We start from the raw sequence: 20860 nt of genomic DNA, 5'->3' as shown, positions 1-20860 counted from the left end.
AACCATTGGCTAAAAACAGAACCGATGAGCGGATCAATTTCGCTTCCATCAAAAAGGTAATTGATTACCCGGACTTTTTAGATGTTCAGCTACAATCCTTCCAGGACTTTTTCCAATTAGAAACCGCGGCTGAAAACCGCACGGATGAAGGTCTCTTTAAGGTATTCGCTGAAAATTTTCCCATTTCAGATTCCCGCGAAAACTTCGTTCTGGAGTTTATCGACTACCACATCGATCCGCCGAAATATTCGGTAGACGAGTGTATCGACCGGGGCTTAACTTATTCCGTACCCTTAAAAGCAAAACTTCGCCTGATCTGTAATGATGAGGACAACGAAGATTTTGAAACGATCGAGCAGGAAGTGTTCCTGGGTAATATCCCGTACATGACCGAAAAAGGCTCTTTCGTGATCAACGGTGCTGAGCGCGTTATTGTTTCGCAGCTGCACCGTTCCCCGGGTGTGTTCTTTGCCCAGAGCAAGCATACCAACGGTACGAAATTGTACTCTGCCCGTATCATTCCTTTCAAAGGTTCCTGGATCGAGTTCGCTACCGACGTAAACAACGTAATGTATGCGTACATCGACCGTAAGAAGAAATTCCCGGTTACCACGCTATTACGTGCTATCGGTTACGGAACAGATAAGGATATCTTAGACTTATTCGGCTTGTCGGAAGAACTGAAAGCCGATAAGAAAACCCTTAAGAAAGCAGTAGGCCGCAAATTAGCTGCCCGGGTTCTGAGAACCTGGACGGAAGATTTCGTGGACGAAGATACCGGTGAGGTAGTTTCTATCGACCGTAACGAAGTGTTGCTGGAACGCGACATGGAAATTACGGATGAAGACATCGAAACCATTATCGATTCTGGTGTTAAAACGGTAATTGTTCACCGCGAAAACATCAACATCGCTGATTATACTATTATCTACAATACGCTTCAGAAAGATAATTCCAACTCCGAGCAGGAAGCGGTTGAGCAGATCTACCGTCAGCTCCGGAATACGGAAGCACCAGACGTAGAAACGGCTCGCGATATTATCCAGAAGCTGTTCTTCTCCGACAAACGTTACGATTTAGGTGATGTAGGTCGTTACAGAATCAACAAAAAATTAGGACTTGACAAGAACTGGGAAGCCAAGGTGCTTACCAACGAAGATATCGTCCTGATCGTGAAATACCTGATCGGTCTGATCAATTCCAAAGCGGTAGTGGATGATATTGACCACTTAAGCAACCGTCGCGTGCGTACCGTTGGCGAGCAGCTTTATGCCCAGTTTGGTGTAGGTCTTGCCCGTATGGCGCGTACCATTAAGGAGCGTATGAACGTGCGCGATAACGAAGAATTCAAACCGGTTGACCTGATCAACGCGCGTACGCTTTCTTCGGTAATCAACTCGTTCTTCGGTACCAACCAGTTATCGCAGTTCATGGACCAGACCAACCCGCTGGCAGAGATCACGCACAAACGTCGTGTATCTGCATTAGGGCCAGGCGGTCTTTCCCGTGAGCGTGCCGGTTTCGAGGTTCGTGACGTTCACTACACCCACTACGGTCGTCTGTGTACCATCGAAACCCCGGAAGGTCCGAACATCGGTCTGATTTCTTCCCTTTGCGTACACGCCCGCGTGAACGGAATGGGTTTCATCGAAACTCCTTATCGTACGGTATCCGGCGGTAAAGTTGATCTGGAAACCCCGGTGAAATACTTAACTGCCGAAGAAGAAGATACCCACCACATTGCCCAGGCAAACGCCCGGATCGATGATAAAGGTAATTTCCTGGCAGACCGCGTAAAAGGCCGTTTCGAAGGTGACTTCCCGGTTGAACCAGGTGAAACCTATACCTACATGGACGTAGCGCCAAACCAGATCGTATCGGTGGCCGCTTCCATGATTCCTTTCCTTGAGCATGACGATGCTAACCGTGCCTTGATGGGCTCGAACATGCAGCGTCAGGCAGTACCGTTAGTTAAGCCGCAGGCGCCAATTGTTGGTACCGGTCTTGAAGAACGCGCTGCTATCGACTCCCGTGCTTTGGTTGTAGCCGAAGGTACCGGTGAGATTGCTTTTGTAGATGCTGATAAAATTGTTGTTCGTTACGACTTAACCGAAGATGACAAACTTGTTTCCTTCGATGCTGAGTTAGTGACTTACGACCTGATCAAATTCCGTCGCACCAACCAGGATACTTGTATCAACTTAACGCCGATCGTTTACAAAGGTCAGCGCGTTGAGAAAGGCCAGGCGCTTTGCGAAGGTTACGCAACAAACCAGGGCGAACTTGCACTGGGCCGTAACTTACAGGTAGCGTTCATGCCGTGGCAGGGTTACAACTTCGAGGATGCTATTGTAATCTCCGAGAAAGTTGTGCGCGACGACGTATTTACTTCTATCCACATCGAAGAATTCGAGCTTGAAGTTCGTGAAACAAAACGCGGTGAAGAAGAACTTACTTCTGAGATCCCGAACGTTTCGGAAGAAGCAGTTCGTAACCTCGATGAGAACGGTATCATCCGTGAAGGTGCGGAAGTGCGTGAAGGCGATATCCTGATCGGTAAGATCACGCCTAAGGGCGAAACGGATCCGACTCCGGAAGAAAAACTGCTTCGTGCGATCTTCGGCGATAAAGCCGGCGACGTGAAGGATGCCTCGCTTAAAGCACCGCCATCCCTGAACGGTGTGGTAATCGATACAAAACTGTTCTCCCGTCCTAAAAAAGACAAAAACCTTCGGGCCAAGTCTAAGAAGGAAGTGGAAGAATTAAAAGCCCGTTACAACAGCGAACTTCGCGCGGTAAAGGGCATTATGATTGAAAAACTGACAGCTTTGCTCGACGGCAAAACTTCTCAGGGCATCAAGCATAAGTTCGGCGACGAGATCATGTCGAAAGGCGTGAAATTCTCAAGAAAGAACATTTCTGAGAACCTGTTCCCGGATAAGAACCCTTACAAAGACGAAAGCAACTACGCCGTTCCGGAAGAAGTTACCTTGTTCAAGGACCTGATCCTGGAAAACTGGACGAACGACGACCATACGAACAGCATGTTGCTGCAACTGGTGAAAAACTACACCAAGCGCCGCAACACGATCTCGGCCCGTTTCAAACGCGACCGGTTCACGCTGGAAGTTGGCGACGAGTTACCAGCCGGTATCGTGCAGCTTGCCAAAGTTTATATTGCCAAGAAGCGTAAGCTGAAAGTAGGTGATAAGATGGCAGGTCGTCACGGTAACAAGGGTGTGGTTGCCCGTATCGTGCGGGAAGAAGACATGCCGTTCCTGGAAGACGGTACGCCAATGGACATCGTGCTTAACCCGCTTGGTGTACCTTCGCGTATGAACATCGGTCAGATCTACGAAACCGTATTGGGCTGGGCTGGTTTAAAACTGGGCCGCAAATACGCTACTCCGATCTTCGATGGTGCCACGGAAGACCAGGTTGCCGCTGAACTTACCGAAGCCGGTTTACCGGATTGGGGACGTTCTTACCTGTTCGATGGTCTGTCAGGCGATCGCTTCGACCAACCGGTAACTGTAGGGGTAATATACATGCTGAAATTAGGACACTTAGTTGATGATAAAATGCACGCCCGTTCAATCGGACCGTACTCACTCATCACGCAGCAGCCATTGGGTGGTAAAGCCCAGTTCGGTGGTCAGCGTTTCGGTGAGATGGAGGTTTGGGCGCTCGAGGCTTTCGGTGCTTCGAACGTGCTGCAGGAGATCTTAACCGTGAAATCCGATGACGTTATTGGCCGTGCCAAAGCATACGAAGCCATTGTAAAAGGCGACGTATTGCCGAAACCAAATATCCCGGAATCTTTCAACGTATTGATTCACGAGTTAAGAGGTTTGGCGTTAGAGATCACGCTGGATTAAGAACTGCTGAAAAACCGTATGCTTCCGGCCTGAAAAAGTCAGGTAGCATGCACAGGGTAAAACAGTATGCCGGGAGGCTGAAAAAGTCTTCCGGCAATACTAACCCACCATCAAGTGTTCAAATCGTAAAATTTTCAAAACTGAAAAATGGCGTTTGCAAAAACAAAAAAATTAAATCAGGACTTCTCCAAAGTTACCATCAGCCTGGCCTCTCCGGAATCTATTCTGGAGCGTTCGAACGGTGAGGTAACCAAGCCGGAAACCATTAACTATCGTACGTACAAGCCCGAAATGGGCGGTCTGTTCTGCGAGCGTATCTTTGGTCCGGTTAAAGACTGGGAATGTCACTGCGGAAAATATAAAAGAATTCGTTACAAAGGCATCATTTGCGACCGTTGCGGCGTGGAAGTTACCGAGAAGAAAGTACGCCGGGAGCGTATGGGCCACATTGAGCTCGTAGTGCCGGTTGCCCACATCTGGTACTTCAAATCTCTGCCGAACAAGATCGGTTACTTATTAGGTCTTCCAACGAAGAAACTGGATCAGATCATTTATTACGAGCGGTATGTAGTAGTACAGCCGGGTATTCTGGCAGAAGACGGCGTGAACACGCTGGACTTCCTGACCGAAGACGAGTACCTGGACATGATCGACAAACTGCCGCGCGAAAACCAGATGCTGGATAATAACGATCCGAACAAGTTTATCGCGCGTATGGGTGCCGATGCGCTGAACATGCTGTTGGAGCGTCTGAACCTGGATGATCTTTCTTACGAATTGCGTTACTCTGCTGCCCACGAAACTTCCCAGCAACGGAAAGCCGATGCTTTAAAGCGTCTTCGCGTAGTGGAAGCGTTCCGTGATGCGGCAACCCGTGTAGAGAACAAGCCCGAGTGGATGGTTATCCGCATGGTGCCGGTTATTCCACCGGAATTACGTCCGCTTGTTCCTCTGGATGGCGGCCGTTTCGCTACTTCCGACTTAAATGACCTTTACCGTCGCGTTATTATCCGTAATAACCGTCTGAAGCGTCTGATCGAGATCAAAGCGCCGGAAGTAATTCTTCGAAATGAGAAGCGTATGCTTCAGGAAGCGGTTGACTCTCTGTTCGACAACTCCCGTAAAGTGAACGCGGTTCGTGCCGAAGGTAACCGTGCCCTGAAATCCTTATCAGATATGCTGAAAGGTAAGCAAGGCCGTTTCCGTCAGAACTTATTAGGTAAGCGTGTTGACTACTCTGGTCGTTCGGTTATCGTGGTAGGTCCTGAATTGAAACTGCACGAGTGCGGTCTGCCTAAGAACATGGCGGCTGAGCTTTTCAAACCATTCATTATTCGTAAACTGATCGAGCGCGGTATCGTGAAAACGGTAAAATCTGCCAAGAAGATCGTAGACCGGAAAGATGCGGTGGTTTGGGATATCCTGGAAAATGTACTGAAAGGTCACCCGGTTCTGCTGAACCGTGCTCCTACGCTCCACAGATTAGGTATTCAGGCTTTCCAGCCGCGCCTGATCGAGGGTAAAGCTATTCAGTTACACCCGCTTGTGTGTACGGCATTCAACGCCGACTTTGACGGTGACCAGATGGCGGTGCACGTTCCACTAGGACCTGCAGCAATTCTGGAAGCCTCTATGTTAATGTTGGCGTCGCACAACATCCTGAACCCTGCCAACGGTGCGCCAATTGCGGTACCATCTCAGGACATGGTTCTTGGTTTGTATTATGTAACCAAAGGAAAACGTACTACCGAAACCGAAGTAATTCCGGGCGAAGGCATGACGTTCTACTCTCCGGAGGAAGTTATTATCGCGATAAACGAAGGTAAACTTTCGAAGCAGGCTTACATTAAAGTAAGAACCAAAGATGTTGACGAAAACGGAAACCATGTCGTTCGCGTGATCGAAACTGTTGCCGGCCGCGTGCTGTTCAACCAGTTCGTGCCGGAAGAAGTTGGTTTCGTAGACGAACTTTTAACGAAAAAGAAACTGCAGCAGATCATTTCCCGCGTGTTCAAGGCAACGGGTATGGCGCGTACAGCTCAGTTCCTCGACGATATCAAAACCTTAGGTTTCCAGTCAGCTTTCAAAGGCGGTCTGTCTATGGGTCTTGGCGATATCGTTATTCCGAAAGAGAAAGACATCCTGGTAGAACAGGCCAAGAAAGACGTAGATGCTGTTTGGGCGAACTACTCGATGGGTCTGATTACGGATAACGAACGTTACAACCAGGTAATCGATATCTGGACGCGTATCAACAACCAGATCACCGAAACCCTGATGGGCCGTCTGGAGAAACACGACCAGGGCTTCAACTCGATCTACATGATGATGCACTCCGGTGCGCGTGGTTCGAGAGAGCAGATCCGTCAGTTAGGCGGTATGCGGGGTCTGATGGCTAAGCCTCAGAAATCCCTGCAAGGTTCGGTAGGTGAAATTATCGAAAACCCGATCCTTTCTAACTTCAAGGAAGGTCTGGACGTAATCGAGTACTTCATCTCTACCCACGGTGCGCGTAAAGGTCTTGCGGATACGGCTCTTAAAACGGCGGATGCGGGTTACCTGACCCGTCGTCTGGTAGACGTTTCTCAGGACGTGATCGTAAACGAAACCGATTGCGGTACGTTGCGTGGTCTGGAAGTAAGCGCGCTGAAAGATAACGAAGACATCGTGGAATCACTGTCTGAGCGTATCCTGGGCCGTAATAACGTGCACGATATCATCGATCCGATCACCGGTGAAATTATCCTGGAAGCTGGTAACGAGATCACCGAAGAGATCACCCGTCGCGTAGAAGCAACTTCTATCGAGACCGTGGAGATCCGTTCGGTACTGACTTGCGAAACCAAGCGCGGTATCTGTGCGAAATGCTACGGCCGTAACCTGGCTTCGGGCCGCATGGTTCAGAAAGGTGAAGCAGTAGGTGTAATCGCTGCCCAGTCTATCGGTGAACCAGGTACTCAGTTAACGCTCCGTACTTTCCACGTGGGTGGTACTGCCTCTAACATTGCGGTAGATGCTTCCATCCGTGCCAAGTTTGCCGGGGTTATAGAGTATGAAGATGTTCGTACCTTAGATACCATCAACAACGAAGGCGATCCGGTACAGGTAGTAATGGGCCGTTCAGGCGAGGTGAAGATCATGGAGCCGGGCACCAACCGCGTTCTTATTTCCAACCACGTACCTTATGGTTCCTTCCTGCTGGTGCAGAACGGTCAGACCATCGAGAAAGGCCAGGAGCTTTGCAACTGGGATCCGTACAACGCGGTTATCCTTTCCGAGTTCGACGGTACGGTTCAGTACGATGCCATCGTGGAAGGTATTACTTACCGCGAGGAATCTGATGAGCAGACCGGTCACCGTGAGAAGGTTATTATCGAAACCAAAGATAAGACCCAGAACCCTGCCATTGTGGTGGTTGCCAAGAATGGCGAACCGAAAGGTTACAACATTCCGGTAGGCGCCCACATTGTAGTGGATGACGCTGAGAAGATCAAAGCTGGTCAGATCCTGGTTAAGATCCCGCGTGCCATTGGTAAAACCCGCGATATTACAGGTGGTCTGCCACGCGTTACCGAATTATTCGAAGCGCGTAACCCGTCTAACCCGGCTGTTGTGTCCGAGATCGACGGTGTGGTAACCTACGGTGGTGTGAAACGTGGTAACCGTGAGATCTTCATCGAGTCGAAAGACGGTGTGAAGAAGAAATACATGGTGCCGCTTTCCAAGCACATCCTGGTTCAGGACAACGACTTCATCCGTGCCGGTATGCCGTTATCCGACGGTGCCATCACGCCAACCGACATCCTGAACATTCAGGGTCCGGGTGCCGTGCAGGAGTACCTGGTGAACGAGATCCAGGAAGTTTACCGTCTGCAGGGTGTGAAGATCAACGATAAGCACATTGAGGTGGTAGTTCGCCAGATGATGCAGAAAGTGGTGATCCTGGATGCCGGTGATACTTCGTTCCTGGAGCACCAGGTAATCGATAAAGTTACTTTCATGGAAGAAAATGATATGATTATCGATATGAAAGTAGTGGAAGATGCCGGTGATTCAACCAACCTGAAACCTGGTCAGATCGTAACCGCCCGCCGTTTACGTGACGAGAACTCCAGCTTACGTCGCCGCGACTTACGTTTAGTAACCGTTCGCGATGCATCGCCGGCCGTTTCCCGTCCTACGCTGCAGGGTATTACACAGGCTTCCTTGGGTACGCAAAGCTTTATCTCCGCAGCTTCCTTCCAGGAAACTACCAAGGTACTGAGCGAAGCGGCTATCCGCGGCAAGGCCGACGAACTGTTAGGTTTGAAAGAGAACGTAATTGTTGGTCACCTGATCCCGGCCGGTACTGGCTTACGCGAGTATACCAAGCTGATCGTAGGCTCGAAAGAGGAGTACGACAACCTGGTTGAGTCGAAACGTCAGACATCCGCCCGTCAACGCGAATTACAGGAAAGATAAGATGGCAGATAAAGCAAAGGACCAGCAGCCGAACCAGATCAACATCGAGCTTTCGGAAGAAATTGCCGAAGGCGAGTTTGCGAACCTGGCCATGATCGCCCATTCGAGCTCCGAATTCGTGATCGATTTTATCCGGCTGATGCCGGGTATTCCGAAAGCGAAAGTAAAAGCCCGGATCGTGATCACGCCGGAACACGCAAAACGGTTGCTGACCGCGCTCAACGAAAACATTGAGCGCTACGAAGCCAGCTTTGGCGCCATCAAACAGACCCAGGAGTTTCCCAGCTTTCCGATGAACTTCGGAGGTACCGTTGGCGAAGCTTAACCTATAAACAGTATTAAAATCCCATAAAAAAGTCCCGGTTGTTTCAGCCGGGACTTTTTGTTTTAAAATGGTAGCGCTTTCGCGTATTCTTTACATATAGGGGTAAGTGGAAGAGTTAAGGATCCCTGATTTTACCAGATTACATGCTCACCTTCCTGTCATTCTGAAAGAATCTTGTGATTTACAACTACAGGTTCTGTCCTCCGGTAGAACTAATATCCAGATTCAACCTGCTGAAACTAGAAATTTAAATTCTGTCAGGGAACAGAACAGGGTAGGGGCTTTATACCAGATAATTCAATGATAAATGGAATTTAAATAAAGGTAAAAGAGCAATAAGCCTTTTATTTCAGTTCTAAATCCCTGATCCTTCGTTCCAGAATATCATAAATCTTATGAGCAGCTACTAAGGCTTTATCACGGGGAATGTCATCAAAGGTGAACTTATGATCGTTCACTTTCCAGAAATGCAGGGAGCTATGGAAATGATCGATACCCAGCATAAAGAAGTCCTGGTCTATCCGATTCAGCTCCTCCTGCAACCCCGATTTGTTCAGGTTTAATAGGTGGGAAATATTAGCCGAAATATGAGCGAGGTCATCATGATAATAGACCACAATGCAGGGGCGGAGAGAATTATGACAATCCGAGATCCACTTATTTACCAGATCCTTTTCAAAGATATTGTCTTCATTTACTTCCAGAAATTTCTTCATACGATTTCGAGTTGAAACAGTAGGGACAGTTTTTAAGGTTGAATAAAAGGTATTAAAACACTCTACGAAATTTTAACCACAGGAACTATAAAAACAGAAAAAAATAACCGGGAATTTCAACAGAGAAGATAACAAAAAAGCCCTTCAGCAGCAGGCAGAAGGGCTTTTTTGTTATGAGTGGCCGCGTCAGGAATCGAACCTGAATCAAAAGCTTCGGAAACTTCCATACTATCCGTTGTACTACGCGGCCGGGGTATTTGTCCGAAGGGAAAGCAAAAGTAGAGATTATTTTCCAGATAATCTACACCCCGCAAAAGAAAATGCTAGCTTTTTTAAGCAAAAAAGTGACTAAGTCAAATAAAATCAGTACTTTTGCGGCTCAAATTTAGGCAAGTTAAAGAAATATGAGTAATTCAAAGCTCATTTACGCGCTTCACAAATGCGTAAGTGGCTTTAAATAATTACTTTAAAATATTTTTTGATTTTGCAAGGGATATTCTATACCTTTGCAAACTAAATTTTCGAGAAGAGTTCTATTTATAACAACTTTGTAAATGCCTACTATACAACAATTAGTAAGAAATGGAAGGGAGAAGTTAACCTTCAAATCGAAGTCTCCGGCTTTGGATTCATGCCCGCAGCGCCGTGGCGTTTGTACCCGTGTATATACTACAACGCCTAAGAAGCCAAACTCGGCTATGCGTAAAGTAGCCCGTGTACGCTTAACCAACGGTAAAGAAGTTAACGCTTACATTCCGGGTGAAGGCCACAACCTGCAGGAGCACTCTATCGTGCTGATCCGCGGTGGTAGAGTAAAAGATTTGCCAGGTGTTCGTTACCACATCATCCGTGGTGCTTTGGATACTGCCGGCGTAAACGGCCGTCTGCAACGTCGTTCAAAATATGGTGCAAAACGTCCGAAACCAGGACAAGTAGCTGCTGCTGGCAAAGGTGCTCCAGCTAAAAAGAAAAAGTAATAAATAGCTTAGTATAATGAGAAAAGCAAAACCAAAGAAGAGAATACTTCTTCCTGATCCTAAATACAAAGAAACCTTAGTAACTCGTTTCGTTAACTACTTAATGTACGACGGCAAGAAAAGTGTTGCTTACAGCATTTTCTACGACGCGTGCGATTTAGTAGAGAAAAGAACCAAAGAAAACGGTCTGGAAACCTGGAGAAAAGCCCTGAACAACATCATGCCGGGCGTGGAAGTAAAAAGCCGCCGCGTAGGTGGTGCTACTTTCCAGGTGCCTACAGAGGTTCGTCCGGAGCGTAAAATTGCTTTGGGTATCAAATGGATGATTCTGTATTCGCGTAAGCGTGGTGAGAAAACCATGATGGAGCGTTTAGCCGGCGAAATTATTGCTGCTGCTAAAGGCGAAGGCGCTGCCGTTAAGAAAAAAGACGATACGCACCGTATGGCGGAAGCGAACAAGGCATTCTCACATTTCAGATTCTAATACATGGCCCGCGACCTTAGATACACAAGAAATATTGGTATTGCCGCGCACATCGATGCCGGAAAAACAACTACCACCGAGCGGATTCTTTATTACACTGGTAAATCGCACAAGTTAGGTGAAACGCACGAAGGTTCTGCTACCACCGACTGGATGGAGCAGGAGCAGGAGCGTGGTATCACCATCACTTCAGCTGCCGTAACCGTAGACTGGACTTATCGTAACCAGCCTTACCATATCAACATCATCGATACTCCGGGTCACGTGGACTTTACCGTAGAGGTAAACCGTTCCCTGCGCGTACTGGATGGTCTGGTGTTCTTATTCTCTGCTGTAGACGGTGTAGAGCCGCAGTCAGAAACAAACTGGCGCCTTGCCAACAACTACAAAGTAGCCCGTATCGGTTTCGTTAACAAAATGGACCGCTCCGGTGCCGACTTCCTGAACGTTTGCCGTCAGGTAAAGGAAATGCTGGGAAGCAACGCGGTTGCGCTACAGTTACCAATCGGTTCCGAAGATGACTTCAAAGGCGTAGTTGACCTGGTGAACTTCCGCGGAATGACATGGAACGAGAGCGACAAAGGCATGACCTGGACCGAAGTTCCGATTCCGGACGATATGCTGGAAGAAGCTGAAGAGTACCGTGAGAAGTTACTGGAAGCAGTAGCTGAGTACGACGAAAGCTTAATGGAAAAATATTTCGAAGATCCGAGCTCGATCACCGAAGATGAAATCCTGGCCGCTCTTCGTGCAGCAACCATCGACATGGCTATCGTGCCGATGCTTTGCGGTTCATCTTTCAAAAACAAAGGTGTTCAGACCATGCTGGACTACGTGATGGCTTTACTTCCATCGCCGATGGATAAAGAAAGCATCATTGGTACTAATCCGGATACAGGCGCTGAAATTGCCCGTAAACCAGATACCAAAGAACCATTTGCCGGTCTGGCCTTCAAAATTGCTACGGACCCTTACGTAGGCCGTCTGTGCTTTGTACGTGCTTACTCAGGTGTTCTGGAAGCAGGCTCTTACGTATTCAATACCCGTTCAAACAATAAGGAGCGTATCTCCCGTATCTTCCAGATGCACGCCAACAAGCAGAACTCCATCGAAAGACTGGAAGCCGGCGACATCGGAGCGGTAGTAGGTTTCAAAGACATTAAAACCGGCGATACCCTTTGCGCCCAGGAAGCGAAAATCGTTCTGGAAGCAATGGAATTCCCGGAGCCGGTAATCGGCTATGCCATTGAGCCAAAAACGCAGGCTGACGTTGATAAAATGGGTATGGCAATTGCCAAACTTGTGGAAGAAGATCCAACGCTGGTAGTTCAGACTGACCACGAAACAGGTCAGACTATCCTGAAAGGTATGGGCGAGCTTCACCTGGAAATCATCATCGACCGGATGAAACGTGAGTTCAAGGTAGAGATTAACCAGGGCGCGCCGCAGGTAGCTTACAAAGAGGCTATCACCAAATCGGTAGAGCACCGCGAAACGTACAAGAAACAATCAGGTGGTCGTGGTAAATTCGGTGATATCGTATTCGAAATCGGACCGAGAGAAGATGACAAACCAGGTTTAGAATTTATAAACAACATCGTAGGGGGTGTAATTCCAAAAGAATTTATTGCCCCGATACAAAAAGGTTTCGAAGAAGCCATGAAGAACGGTGTATTGGCAGGTTTCCCGATGGATTCCATGAAAGTACGTCTGTTCCACGGTTCTTATCACGATGTTGACTCCGATGCACTTTCTTTCGAACTTGCAGCCCGTCAGGGTTACAAGGAAGCTGCAAAGAAATGCGCTCCGAAATTACTTGAGCCAATCATGGCAGTAGAGGTAATTTCTCCGGATGAGTACACTGGTCCGGTAACCGGCGACTTGAACCGCAGAAGAGGTTTGATGAAGGGTATGGATACCAAAGGCGGTGCCCAGGTGATTAAAGCCGATGTGCCTCTTTCAGAACTTTTCGGTTATGTAACCGATTTGAGAACCATTACCTCAGGTCGTGCTACGGCAACCTTAACGTTCTCTCATTATGAGCAAGTGCCTCAGAACCTGTCAGACGCAATTGTAGCCAAAGTAAAAGGTACCGCTAAGTAAGCATTAAGAAAATGAATCAGAAAATAAGAATTAAATTAAAATCTTACGATCACAACCTGGTTGATAAATCTTCTGAGAAGATCGTAAAAGCAGTTAAAGCAACTGGCGCGATCGTGAGCGGTCCGATTCCATTGCCAACTGAAGTTGACAAATACACCGTGTTGCGTTCGCCGCACGTAAACAAAAAAGCCCGGGAGCAATTCCAGCTGTGCACTTACAAGCGTTTGGTAGATATCTACTCAACCAGCTCTAAAACCGTAGATGCCCTGATGAAATTAGAATTGCCTTCAGGCGTAGACGTAGAAATTAAAGTTTGATTTCTGCTGGTAGGCATACCAAAAAAGGGACCGGAACTAACCGGTTCCTTTTTTTTATTTGTATCTGAAAATAAAATATTTACAAACCAATTTGGTTTAAACATTTTTATTTTAGTATCTTTGCACTCCCTTAGACAAACTGTGTAAGGGCGTAAATCATTTATAATCAATCTTAAAGTAGAATGCCTGGAATAATCGGTAGAAAAATCGGAATGACAAGCCTCTTCACGCCTGAAGGTAAAAGTGTACCCTGCACGTTAATCGAAGCAGGACCGTGCACCGTTACGCAGGTGAAAACTGTTGACAATGACGGCTATGCCGCGGTGCAATTGGGTTTTGGAGAGCGTAAAGAAAAAAACACACCAAAAGCATTAGCTGGTCACTTCAAAAAAGCTAACGCAACGCCTAAGGCAAAGGTTGTGGAATTTAAAATTGAAGAAACAGCTTTAGCGCTGGGAGATGTTGTGAAAGCGGATCTGTTTGAAGAAGGCGAATTCGTGGACGCTATCGGTACCTCAAAAGGTAAAGGTTTCCAGGGTGTAGTAAAACGCTACAACTTTGCGGGTGTTGGTGGCCAGACCCACGGTCAGCACAACCGCGGTCGTCACCCAGGTTCCATCGGTGCCTGCTCTTGGCCTTCCCGTGTATTCAAAGGAATGCGCATGGCCGGCCGTATGGGTGGTGACAGAGTTAAAATTCAGAACCTGCGCGTACTGAAAGTAATCGCAGACAGAAATGTAATCGTAGTAAGTGGTTCCGTTCCAGGTGCCAAGAATTCATACATTGTATTAGAAAAATAAGATGGAGCTTTCTGTATTATCAATTAAAGGTCAGGACACTGGCAGAAAGATTACTCTTTCTGATGCTATATTTGGCATTGAACCGAACGAACATGCCATGTACCTGGACGTGAAACAATATCTGGCTAACCAGAGACAAGGTACGCACAAATCAAAAGAGCGTAACGAAGTAGCTGGTACAACCAAAAAACTTAAGAAGCAAAAAGGAACAGGCGGCGCCCGTGCTGGTAGCATGAAGTCTCCTGTATTTATCGGTGGTGGTCGTGTTTTCGGTCCGCGTCCGCGTAACTACAGCTTCAAACTGAACAAAAAACTGAAAGCCGTTGCCCGTTTATCAGCGCTTTCTTCTATGGCAAAAGACAACAAAATTGCTTTAGTTGAAAACATTGAAATGTCGGCTGCAAAAACAAAAGATTTCGTTTCGATCCTTTCAAACCTGAAAGTTGCTGAAAAGAAAACCTTAATGGTTACCGGTGCAATCAACTCTAATGTTGTACTTTCTGCCCGTAACCTGCCTAAAGTAAAAGTATCGGTAGCAAGCAGCTTATCTACTTACGATATCCTGAATGCAGAAACTGTACTGTTTACTGAAGAATCAATCAATTCATTAGAACAACTTTATAGCAACAAGTAATGGAAATTTTAAAGAGACCTCTGGTTACTGAAAAGATGACCGCTTTGAATGAAGCTGGAAAGTATGCATTCGAAGTAGACAAAAAAGCGAATAAAGTTGAGATCAAGAAAACGATTGAAAAACTTTATGGCGTTACAGTGGAGAAAGTTTGCACAAACCGCACCCAGGGTAAATTGAAAGTGAAAATGACGAAAGCCGGTATGGTATCTGGTAGAAAAGCTTCTATCAAAAAAGCAATTGTTACCCTGAAAGCAGGCGAGACTATTGATTTCTATAACGGTATATAATTTACAATAAAAATGGCTTTAAAGAAACTAAGACCAATAACACCAGGTCAGAGATTTAGAATAGCTCCTGCCTTTGATGAGATCACCTCATCTACTCCGGAGAAATCTCTGTTGGCACCTATAAAAAAATCTGGTGGACGGAATGATTCCGGTAAGATGACCATGCGCTATATAGGTGGCGGTCATAAGAAGCAGTACCGTATGATCGATTTCAAACGGACTAAATTCGGTGTTCCTGCCGTTGTAAAAGCAATTGAGTACGATCCGAACCGTACAGCTCGTATAGCCCTGCTTTACTATGCTGATGGTGAGAAAGCGTATATCATTGCTCCGGCAGGTCTTACAGTAGGCACAACCATTTTATCAGGTAACGGAATTGCTCCGGAAGTTGGTAACTGCTTGCCGCTTGCTGAAATGCCGCTTGGTACAATTGTACACAACATTGAGTTAATGCCAGGTAATGGTGGTATCCTTGCCCGTTCCGCTGGATCTTATGCTCAGTTAGTTGCTCGCGAAGGCCGCTACGCTACTATCAAATTACCTTCAGGTGAAATGAGAATGGTATTGGTGAATTGCTTAGCCACGGTAGGTACAGTTTCTAACTCAGATCACATGAACGTGAACATGGGTAAAGCTGGTCGTAACCGTTGGAAAGGTATTCGTCCGCGCGTTCGTGGTGTTGCTATGAACCCGGTAGATCACCCAATGGGTGGTGGTGAAGGTAGATCATCAGGCGGTCACCCACGTTCACGTAAAGGGTTACTGTCAAAAGGTGCGAAAACCAGAAACAAGAAAAAATATTCCGAGCAGCTAATTGTTAATAGAGGTAAAAAATAAATGGGAAGATCATTAAAAAAAGGGCCTTATATTGACTTTAGGCTCGAAAGAAAAGTTCAGGCTCTGGATGAGACTGGCAAGAAAACAGTAGTAAAAACCTGGTCCAGAAGATCGATGATCTCTCCGGACTTCGTTGGACATACATTTGCAGTACATAACGGTAATAAATTTATCCCGGTTTATGTAACTGAGAACATGGTAGGACATAAGCTTGGCGAATTTGCTCCGACCAGAAACTTCAGAGGCCACGTAGCTAAGAAAGATAAAGGTAAGAGATAATCATGGAAGCAGTAGCAAAACTAAGAAACGTACCTACCTCCCCGCGCAAAATGCGTCTGGTAGCAAATATGGTACGCGGAAAGCAAGTAAACAGTGCCCTTGGCATTTTGAAATTCGAAGCCAATTCAGGTGCTGAGAAAATTGAAAAACTTCTTTTATCCGCTTTATCTAACTGGCAGGCTAAAAATGAAGATGCCCGCATCGAAGAGTCTAACCTTTACATCAAAGCTATTTTTGTAGATGAAGGACGTACTCTGAAGCGTCTTCGTCCTGCTCCTCAGGGTCGTGGTCACCGGATCCGCAAAAGATCTAACCACGTAACGCTGATCATCGATACTAAATCTGAAGAAGAAATGGTATCTAAAAAAGCAAAAAAAGCTGAATCAACCACTAAAGCCAAATAAGTTAAAATGGGACAAAAAGTAAATCCGATTGGTCTTCGCCTGGGCATTGTAAAAGGTTGGGACTCTAACTGGTACGGTGGCAAAGATTTCGCTGAAAAGCTGGTTGAAGACGAAAAGATCCGTAAATACATCCTTGCTCGTATCCCGAAAGGCGGTATTTCCAAAATCGTTATTGAGCGTACATTAAAAAGAATCACCATTACAATCAACACTGCCCGTCCGGGTGTGGTAATTGGTAAAGGTGGTCAGGAAGTTGATAAAATTAAAGAAGAGTTAAAGAAGATCACGAGCAAAGACGTTCAGATCAATATCTTCGAAATCAAACGTCCTGAACTTGATGCTAAATTAGTTGGCGAATCTGTAGCCCAGCAGCTGCAGGCCCGTATCTCTTTCCGTCGTGCCATGAAGCAGGCAATTTCTTCTGCTTTACGCGTTGGTGCTGAAGGTATCAAAATCCAGGTTTCCGGCCGTTTAGGTGGAGCTGAGATGGCACGTACCGAGCACTACAAAGAAGGAAGAACTCCTCTGCACACCCTTCGTGCCGATATCGATTATGCTTTATCTGAAGCACAAACGGTATACGGTAAGTTAGGTATCAAAGTGTGGATCTTCAAAGGTGAGATCTACGGCAAGAAGGACCTTTCTCCAAACCAGGTACCGGCAGAAAGCAAATCTGCTTCCGGCGCTCCACGCGGCGAAAGAAATGAACGTTCTGACCGTGGCGATCGTTCTGGTCGTCGCAACGATCGCGGTGGCGACAGAGGCGGACGTGAAAACAGAGGAGAAGGTGGCGGACAACGTCGCAATAACGCAGGTGGTGCTAAACCACGCCGCTAATTATAATTATAATCATCAAGTTTTTTAGAGATGTTACAACCGAAAAGAACGAAGTATAGAAAAATGATGAAAGGGCGGGTTACTGGTTTAGCTAACCGTGGTTCCTCTATCTCATTTGGCTCATTCGCTATAAAATCATTAGAAGCCTCCTGGATCACCAGCCGTCAGATAGAAGCGGCACGTATCGCGATGACTCGCGCTATGAAGCGTGAAGGCCAGGTTTGGATCCGCATATTCCCTGACAAACCGATTACCAAAAAGCCAGCCGAAGTTCGGATGGGTAAAGGTAAAGGTTCCCCGGAATATTGGGTAGCAAACGTAAAACCAGGTACCATCATGTTTGAATCTGATGGCGTGCCTTTGGAAGTTGCGCAGGAATCGTTAAGATTAGCTGCACAGAAGCTTCCGGTAAGAACAAAATTTGTTGTACGTAGAGATTACGTTGAGAGCAAGTAGTATGAAAAATTCAGAAATTAAAGCCCTTTCTCTCGACGAGCTGAAAGTGCAGTTAAATACAGAGCGGACAAACAGCCAGAACTTAAGATTCGCTCACTCTATTTCTCCACTAGAAAATCCATTAAAGATCAGAGAATCAAGAAGGCTGATAGCTAAATTGAACACTGAGATCCGGAACCGGGAAACAGCTTTAAAATCCCAAAATGCAAAGTAAAATGGAAGCGAGAAATTTAAGAAAAGAAAGAATCGGTAGAGTTGCCAGCAACAAAATGGACAAATCTATCACGGTTATGGTGGAAACCCGCACAAAGCACCCGCTTTACGGAAAGTTTATCACCAAATCTAATAAGTTCATGGCTCATGATGAAAACAATGAGTGTGGCATTGGTGATACTGTTCGCATTATGGAGACCCGTCCGTTAAGCAAAAACAAGAACTGGCGTTTAGTTGAAATTATAGAAAGGGCTAAGTAAGATGATACAACAAGAATCAAGATTAAGTGTAGCCGACAATTCTGGAGCAAAAGAAGTACTTTGTATTCGCGTTTTAGGCGGTACAGGTAAAAAATATGCTTCTATCGGCGATAAAATTGTAGTTACTGTAAAGTCTGCTTTGTCTTCAGGTAACATTAAAAAAGGAACTGTTACCAAAGCAGTTATCGTTAGAACGAAAAAAGAAATCCGTCGCAAAGATGGTTCTTACATCCGTTTCGACGACAACGCAGCGGTTCTTTTGAACAACAACGATGAGCCAAGAGGTACCCGTATTTTCGGGCCTGTTGCGCGCGAATTGCGTGAAAAGCAATTCATGAAAATTGTATCTTTAGCACCTGAGGTTTTATAAGATGAAAACAGTATCAAAAACTACAACAAAGCTTCACGTTAAAACCGGAGACACCGTTAAGGTTATCGCTGGCGATGAAAGAGGTAAAACAGGCAAGATTACGGCTGTGGATACCAATACTTCCAAAGTGATCATCGAAGGTTTAAACTTAGTGACCAAGCATAATAAACCAAGCGCTAAGAATCCTCAGGGCGGCATCGAGAAAAAAGAAGCCGGTATCCACGCCAGCAATGTAATGTTGGTTGAAGGAAAATCAGGCGCAAATGTACGTACAGGCAAGCGCCTGAATAATAACGGTAAATTAGAGCGTTATTCTAAAAAATCCGGGGAGGCAATATAATGGCATCAGCAAGATTAAAAGAGAAATACGAAAAGGAAGTTGCACCAGCTCTGAAAGAAAAATTTCAGTATAAAAGCGTAATGCAGGTTCCAAGAATCACCAAAATCAGCATTAACCGGGGTATTGGTAATGCGGTGTCTGATAAAAAATTAGTTGATATCGGAGTTGAAGAATTAAGCACCATCAGCGGACAACGTGCTGTTCCAACGAAAGCTAAAAATTCAATCTCCAACTTCAAACTGAGAGAAGGTATGCCGATCGGCGCCCGTGTTACTCTACGTGGCGAACGGATGTACGAATTCATGGACCGTCTCCTGACAATTGCGTTGCCACGTGTACGTGACTTCAGAGGTGTTAGCGACAAAGGTTTCGATGGTCGTGGTAACTACACATTAGGGGTTAAAGAGCAGATCATTTTCCCGGAGATCAGCATTGACAAGATCAAAGCAATTTCTGGTATGGATATCACGTTCGTAACCACTGCTAAAAATGATGAAGAAAGCTATGAACTGTTAAAAGCTTTCGGTATGCCTTTTACAAACGTTAAGAAATAATAAGATGGCTAAAGAATCCGTAAAAGCCCGCGAATTAAAAAGAATAGCAATGGTAGCAAAGTACGCTGAGAAGCGGAAAGAACTGAAAGCTGCCGGCGATTATGAAGCTTTGGACAAATTGCCAAAAAATGCTTCGCCTGTTCGCTTACACAACCGTTGCAAACTTACCGGCCGTCCGAGAGGATACATGCGTAAGTTTGGCATCTCCCGGGTTACCTTCCGTGATCTTGCATCCGCTGGTAAAATTCCTGGTGTAACAAAGTCAAGCTGGTAGGTAACAATTTAGTTTTAAGTTTTAAATTAATTGTAGTATCTTTGCGGCTCGCTCAGAGCGAAAAATACTTTTAATATACTGACAATGAATACAGATCCAATAGCGGACTACTTAACCCGTTTGCGTAATGCAATCAAGGCGAACCACCGGGTAGTTGAGATTCCGTCCAGCAAGATAAAAAAAGAGATCACAAAAGTACTTTACGAAAAAGGCTACATTCAGAGCTACCGCTTTGATGATGCTGGTGTTCAGGGTACTATCAAAATTGCTTTGAAATATAATCCTGCAACAAAGCAATCAGCAATTGTAAAACTGGAAAGAATTTCTAAACCAGGTTTACGTAAATATGCTCATTTAGAGAACCTGCCGCGTGTATTAAATGGTTTGGGTGTTGCTATCCTTTCCACTTCTAAAGGTGTGATCACCGAGAAAGAAGCACGCAATTTAAATGTAGGTGGCGAAGTTTTATGTTACGTATATTAAAAGTAGGCTAAGAGATGTCGCGTATAGGTAAATTACCAATCAATCTTCCTGAAAAAGTGGAAGTAACAGTTGCTTCAAATAATGAAGTAACTGTAAAAGGCCCGAAAGGCACTTTAACTACTCTTGTTGACCGTGATATGATCGTATCGCAGAATGACAATACCATTGTAGTTGAAAGACCAACTGAACAGAAACGTCACAAAGCCATGCATGGCCTGTACCGTTCCCTGTTGAATAACATGATAATTGGCGTAAGCGAAGGCTTTAAAGAACAATTAGAACTGGTAGGGGTAGGTTTTAAAGCCGCTATGACCGGATCTACGCTGGAATTATCGTTGGGATATTCCCACAATATTTTCCTTGCTTTGCCACAGGAAGTTTCTGTAACTGCAGTAACTGAAAAAGGTAAAGCTCCTCTTATCACCCTGGAAAGCATCGACAAACAATTGCTGGGTCAGGTGGCTGCCAAAATCAGATCACTCCGCAAAGTTGAGCCTTACAAAGGTAAAGGTGTACGTTTCGTTGGTGAAGAGATCCGTAGAAAAGCTGGTAAAACTGCCTCTAAATAAGT

General features: G+C 45.9%; 24 protein-coding genes and 1 tRNA gene. 23 read left to right on the top strand and 2 right to left on the bottom strand.

Annotation, left to right across the window (positions count from 1 at the left end; genetic code table 11):
- Positions 1 to 5 precede the first annotated feature (5 nt).
- The 3 genes from rpoB to F0P94_RS11080 all read left to right on the top strand — a co-directional run bounded on the left by rpoB (position 6) and on the right by F0P94_RS11080 (position 8664).
- Positions 6 to 3878 (top strand): DNA-directed RNA polymerase subunit beta, encoded by a 3873-nt coding sequence (gene rpoB, locus F0P94_RS11090; RefSeq protein ID WP_150903948.1) that lies wholly within the window; start codon positions 6 to 8, stop codon positions 3876 to 3878.
- A 147-nt stretch (positions 3879 to 4025) separates the two neighbouring features.
- On the top strand, positions 4026 to 8339 hold the full coding sequence (rpoC, locus tag F0P94_RS11085) for a DNA-directed RNA polymerase subunit beta' (protein WP_150903947.1): 4314 nt from the start codon (positions 4026 to 4028) through the stop codon (positions 8337 to 8339).
- Between the two features lies 1 nt (position 8340).
- Complete coding sequence (locus F0P94_RS11080; RefSeq protein ID WP_150903946.1) at positions 8341 to 8664, top strand: DUF3467 domain-containing protein; 324 nt, start codon at positions 8341 to 8343, stop codon at positions 8662 to 8664.
- A 344-nt stretch (positions 8665 to 9008) separates the two neighbouring features.
- Here F0P94_RS11080 and F0P94_RS11075 read toward each other — a convergent pair whose 3' ends face one another.
- Together F0P94_RS11075 and F0P94_RS11070 are read right to left on the bottom strand one after the other, a co-directional pair.
- Positions 9009 to 9380: a hypothetical protein gene (locus tag F0P94_RS11075; protein WP_150903945.1), complete on the bottom strand. Its 372-nt coding sequence runs from the start codon at positions 9378 to 9380 to the stop codon at positions 9009 to 9011.
- Positions 9381 to 9558: 178 nt separating this feature from the next.
- Positions 9559 to 9630: transfer RNA gene (locus tag F0P94_RS11070), tRNA-Arg, on the bottom strand.
- A gap of 304 nt (positions 9631 to 9934) precedes the next feature.
- On the opposite strand from F0P94_RS11070, the gene rpsL reads away from it, so the two are divergent.
- From rpsL to rplF, 20 genes are all read left to right on the top strand, one after another.
- Positions 9935 to 10357 (top strand): 30S ribosomal protein S12, encoded by a 423-nt coding sequence (rpsL, locus tag F0P94_RS11065; protein ID WP_150903944.1) that lies wholly within the window; start codon positions 9935 to 9937, stop codon positions 10355 to 10357.
- A gap of 16 nt (positions 10358 to 10373) precedes the next feature.
- Entirely contained in the window at positions 10374 to 10841 is a 468-nt protein-coding gene (rpsG, locus tag F0P94_RS11060; RefSeq protein WP_150903943.1) for a 30S ribosomal protein S7, read from the top strand.
- A 3-nt stretch (positions 10842 to 10844) separates the two neighbouring features.
- Positions 10845 to 12944, top strand: a complete 2100-nt coding sequence (fusA, locus tag F0P94_RS11055; protein WP_150903942.1) for an elongation factor G — start codon at positions 10845 to 10847, stop codon at positions 12942 to 12944.
- An 11-nt stretch (positions 12945 to 12955) separates the two neighbouring features.
- Positions 12956 to 13261: a 30S ribosomal protein S10 gene (gene rpsJ, locus F0P94_RS11050; protein ID WP_150903941.1), complete on the top strand. Its 306-nt coding sequence runs from the start codon at positions 12956 to 12958 to the stop codon at positions 13259 to 13261.
- A gap of 182 nt (positions 13262 to 13443) precedes the next feature.
- Entirely contained in the window at positions 13444 to 14061 is a 618-nt protein-coding gene (gene rplC, locus F0P94_RS11045; protein ID WP_150903940.1) for a 50S ribosomal protein L3, read from the top strand.
- 1 nt (position 14062) lies between these two features.
- A complete protein-coding gene (gene rplD / locus F0P94_RS11040) occupies positions 14063 to 14695 on the top strand; it encodes a 50S ribosomal protein L4 (RefSeq protein WP_150903939.1) in 633 nt (210 codons plus the stop codon).
- Positions 14695 to 14982, top strand: coding sequence for a 50S ribosomal protein L23 (gene rplW, locus F0P94_RS11035; RefSeq protein WP_150903938.1), 288 nt, complete (start codon positions 14695 to 14697; stop codon positions 14980 to 14982). The genes rplD and rplW overlap by 1 nt, the downstream gene beginning before the upstream one ends.
- A 12-nt stretch (positions 14983 to 14994) precedes the next feature.
- Positions 14995 to 15819 (top strand): 50S ribosomal protein L2, encoded by an 825-nt coding sequence (gene rplB / locus F0P94_RS11030; protein ID WP_150903937.1) that lies wholly within the window; start codon positions 14995 to 14997, stop codon positions 15817 to 15819.
- Positions 15820 to 16098: a 30S ribosomal protein S19 gene (gene rpsS, locus F0P94_RS11025; protein ID WP_150903936.1), complete on the top strand. Its 279-nt coding sequence runs from the start codon at positions 15820 to 15822 to the stop codon at positions 16096 to 16098.
- Positions 16099 to 16100: 2 nt separating this feature from the next.
- Positions 16101 to 16502 (top strand): 50S ribosomal protein L22, encoded by a 402-nt coding sequence (gene rplV / locus F0P94_RS11020; protein WP_150903935.1) that lies wholly within the window; start codon positions 16101 to 16103, stop codon positions 16500 to 16502.
- Positions 16503 to 16508: 6 nt separating this feature from the next.
- Positions 16509 to 17339 carry a 30S ribosomal protein S3 gene (gene rpsC, locus F0P94_RS11015; RefSeq protein WP_150903934.1) on the top strand — a complete coding sequence of 277 codons (831 nt, stop codon included), beginning with the start codon at positions 16509 to 16511 and terminating at the stop codon, positions 17337 to 17339.
- Positions 17340 to 17369: 30 nt separating this feature from the next.
- A complete protein-coding gene (gene rplP / locus F0P94_RS11010) occupies positions 17370 to 17795 on the top strand; it encodes a 50S ribosomal protein L16 (RefSeq protein ID WP_150903933.1) in 426 nt (141 codons plus the stop codon).
- 1 nt (position 17796) lies between these two features.
- Positions 17797 to 18009, top strand: a complete 213-nt coding sequence (rpmC, locus tag F0P94_RS11005; RefSeq protein ID WP_150903932.1) for a 50S ribosomal protein L29 — start codon at positions 17797 to 17799, stop codon at positions 18007 to 18009.
- A 1-nt stretch (position 18010) separates the two neighbouring features.
- On the top strand, positions 18011 to 18268 hold the full coding sequence (gene rpsQ / locus F0P94_RS11000; protein WP_150904010.1) for a 30S ribosomal protein S17: 258 nt from the start codon (positions 18011 to 18013) through the stop codon (positions 18266 to 18268).
- A 1-nt stretch (position 18269) separates the two neighbouring features.
- The gene (gene rplN, locus F0P94_RS10995; RefSeq protein ID WP_150903931.1) at positions 18270 to 18638 is read left to right on the top strand and encodes a 50S ribosomal protein L14; all 369 of its coding nucleotides are present in this window, start codon (positions 18270 to 18272) and stop codon (positions 18636 to 18638) included.
- 1 nt (position 18639) lies between these two features.
- Positions 18640 to 18978: a 50S ribosomal protein L24 gene (gene rplX / locus F0P94_RS10990; protein WP_150903930.1), complete on the top strand. Its 339-nt coding sequence runs from the start codon at positions 18640 to 18642 to the stop codon at positions 18976 to 18978.
- Positions 18978 to 19532: a 50S ribosomal protein L5 gene (rplE, locus tag F0P94_RS10985; protein WP_150903929.1), complete on the top strand. Its 555-nt coding sequence runs from the start codon at positions 18978 to 18980 to the stop codon at positions 19530 to 19532. The genes rplX and rplE overlap by 1 nt, the downstream gene beginning before the upstream one ends.
- A gap of 4 nt (positions 19533 to 19536) precedes the next feature.
- Positions 19537 to 19806, top strand: coding sequence for a 30S ribosomal protein S14 (gene rpsN / locus F0P94_RS10980; RefSeq protein WP_150903928.1), 270 nt, complete (start codon positions 19537 to 19539; stop codon positions 19804 to 19806).
- An 84-nt stretch (positions 19807 to 19890) separates the two neighbouring features.
- Positions 19891 to 20289 carry a 30S ribosomal protein S8 gene (gene rpsH / locus F0P94_RS10975; protein WP_150903927.1) on the top strand — a complete coding sequence of 133 codons (399 nt, stop codon included), beginning with the start codon at positions 19891 to 19893 and terminating at the stop codon, positions 20287 to 20289.
- 14 nt (positions 20290 to 20303) lie between these two features.
- Positions 20304 to 20858: a 50S ribosomal protein L6 gene (gene rplF / locus F0P94_RS10970; protein WP_150903926.1), complete on the top strand. Its 555-nt coding sequence runs from the start codon at positions 20304 to 20306 to the stop codon at positions 20856 to 20858.
- Positions 20859 to 20860 lie beyond the last annotated feature (2 nt).

Source organism: Adhaeribacter soli, from assembly GCF_008727925.1.
GTDB classification, from domain to species: domain Bacteria; phylum Bacteroidota; class Bacteroidia; order Cytophagales; family Hymenobacteraceae; genus Adhaeribacter_A; species Adhaeribacter_A soli.
This window is presented reverse-complemented; position numbering and strand designations above follow the sequence as displayed.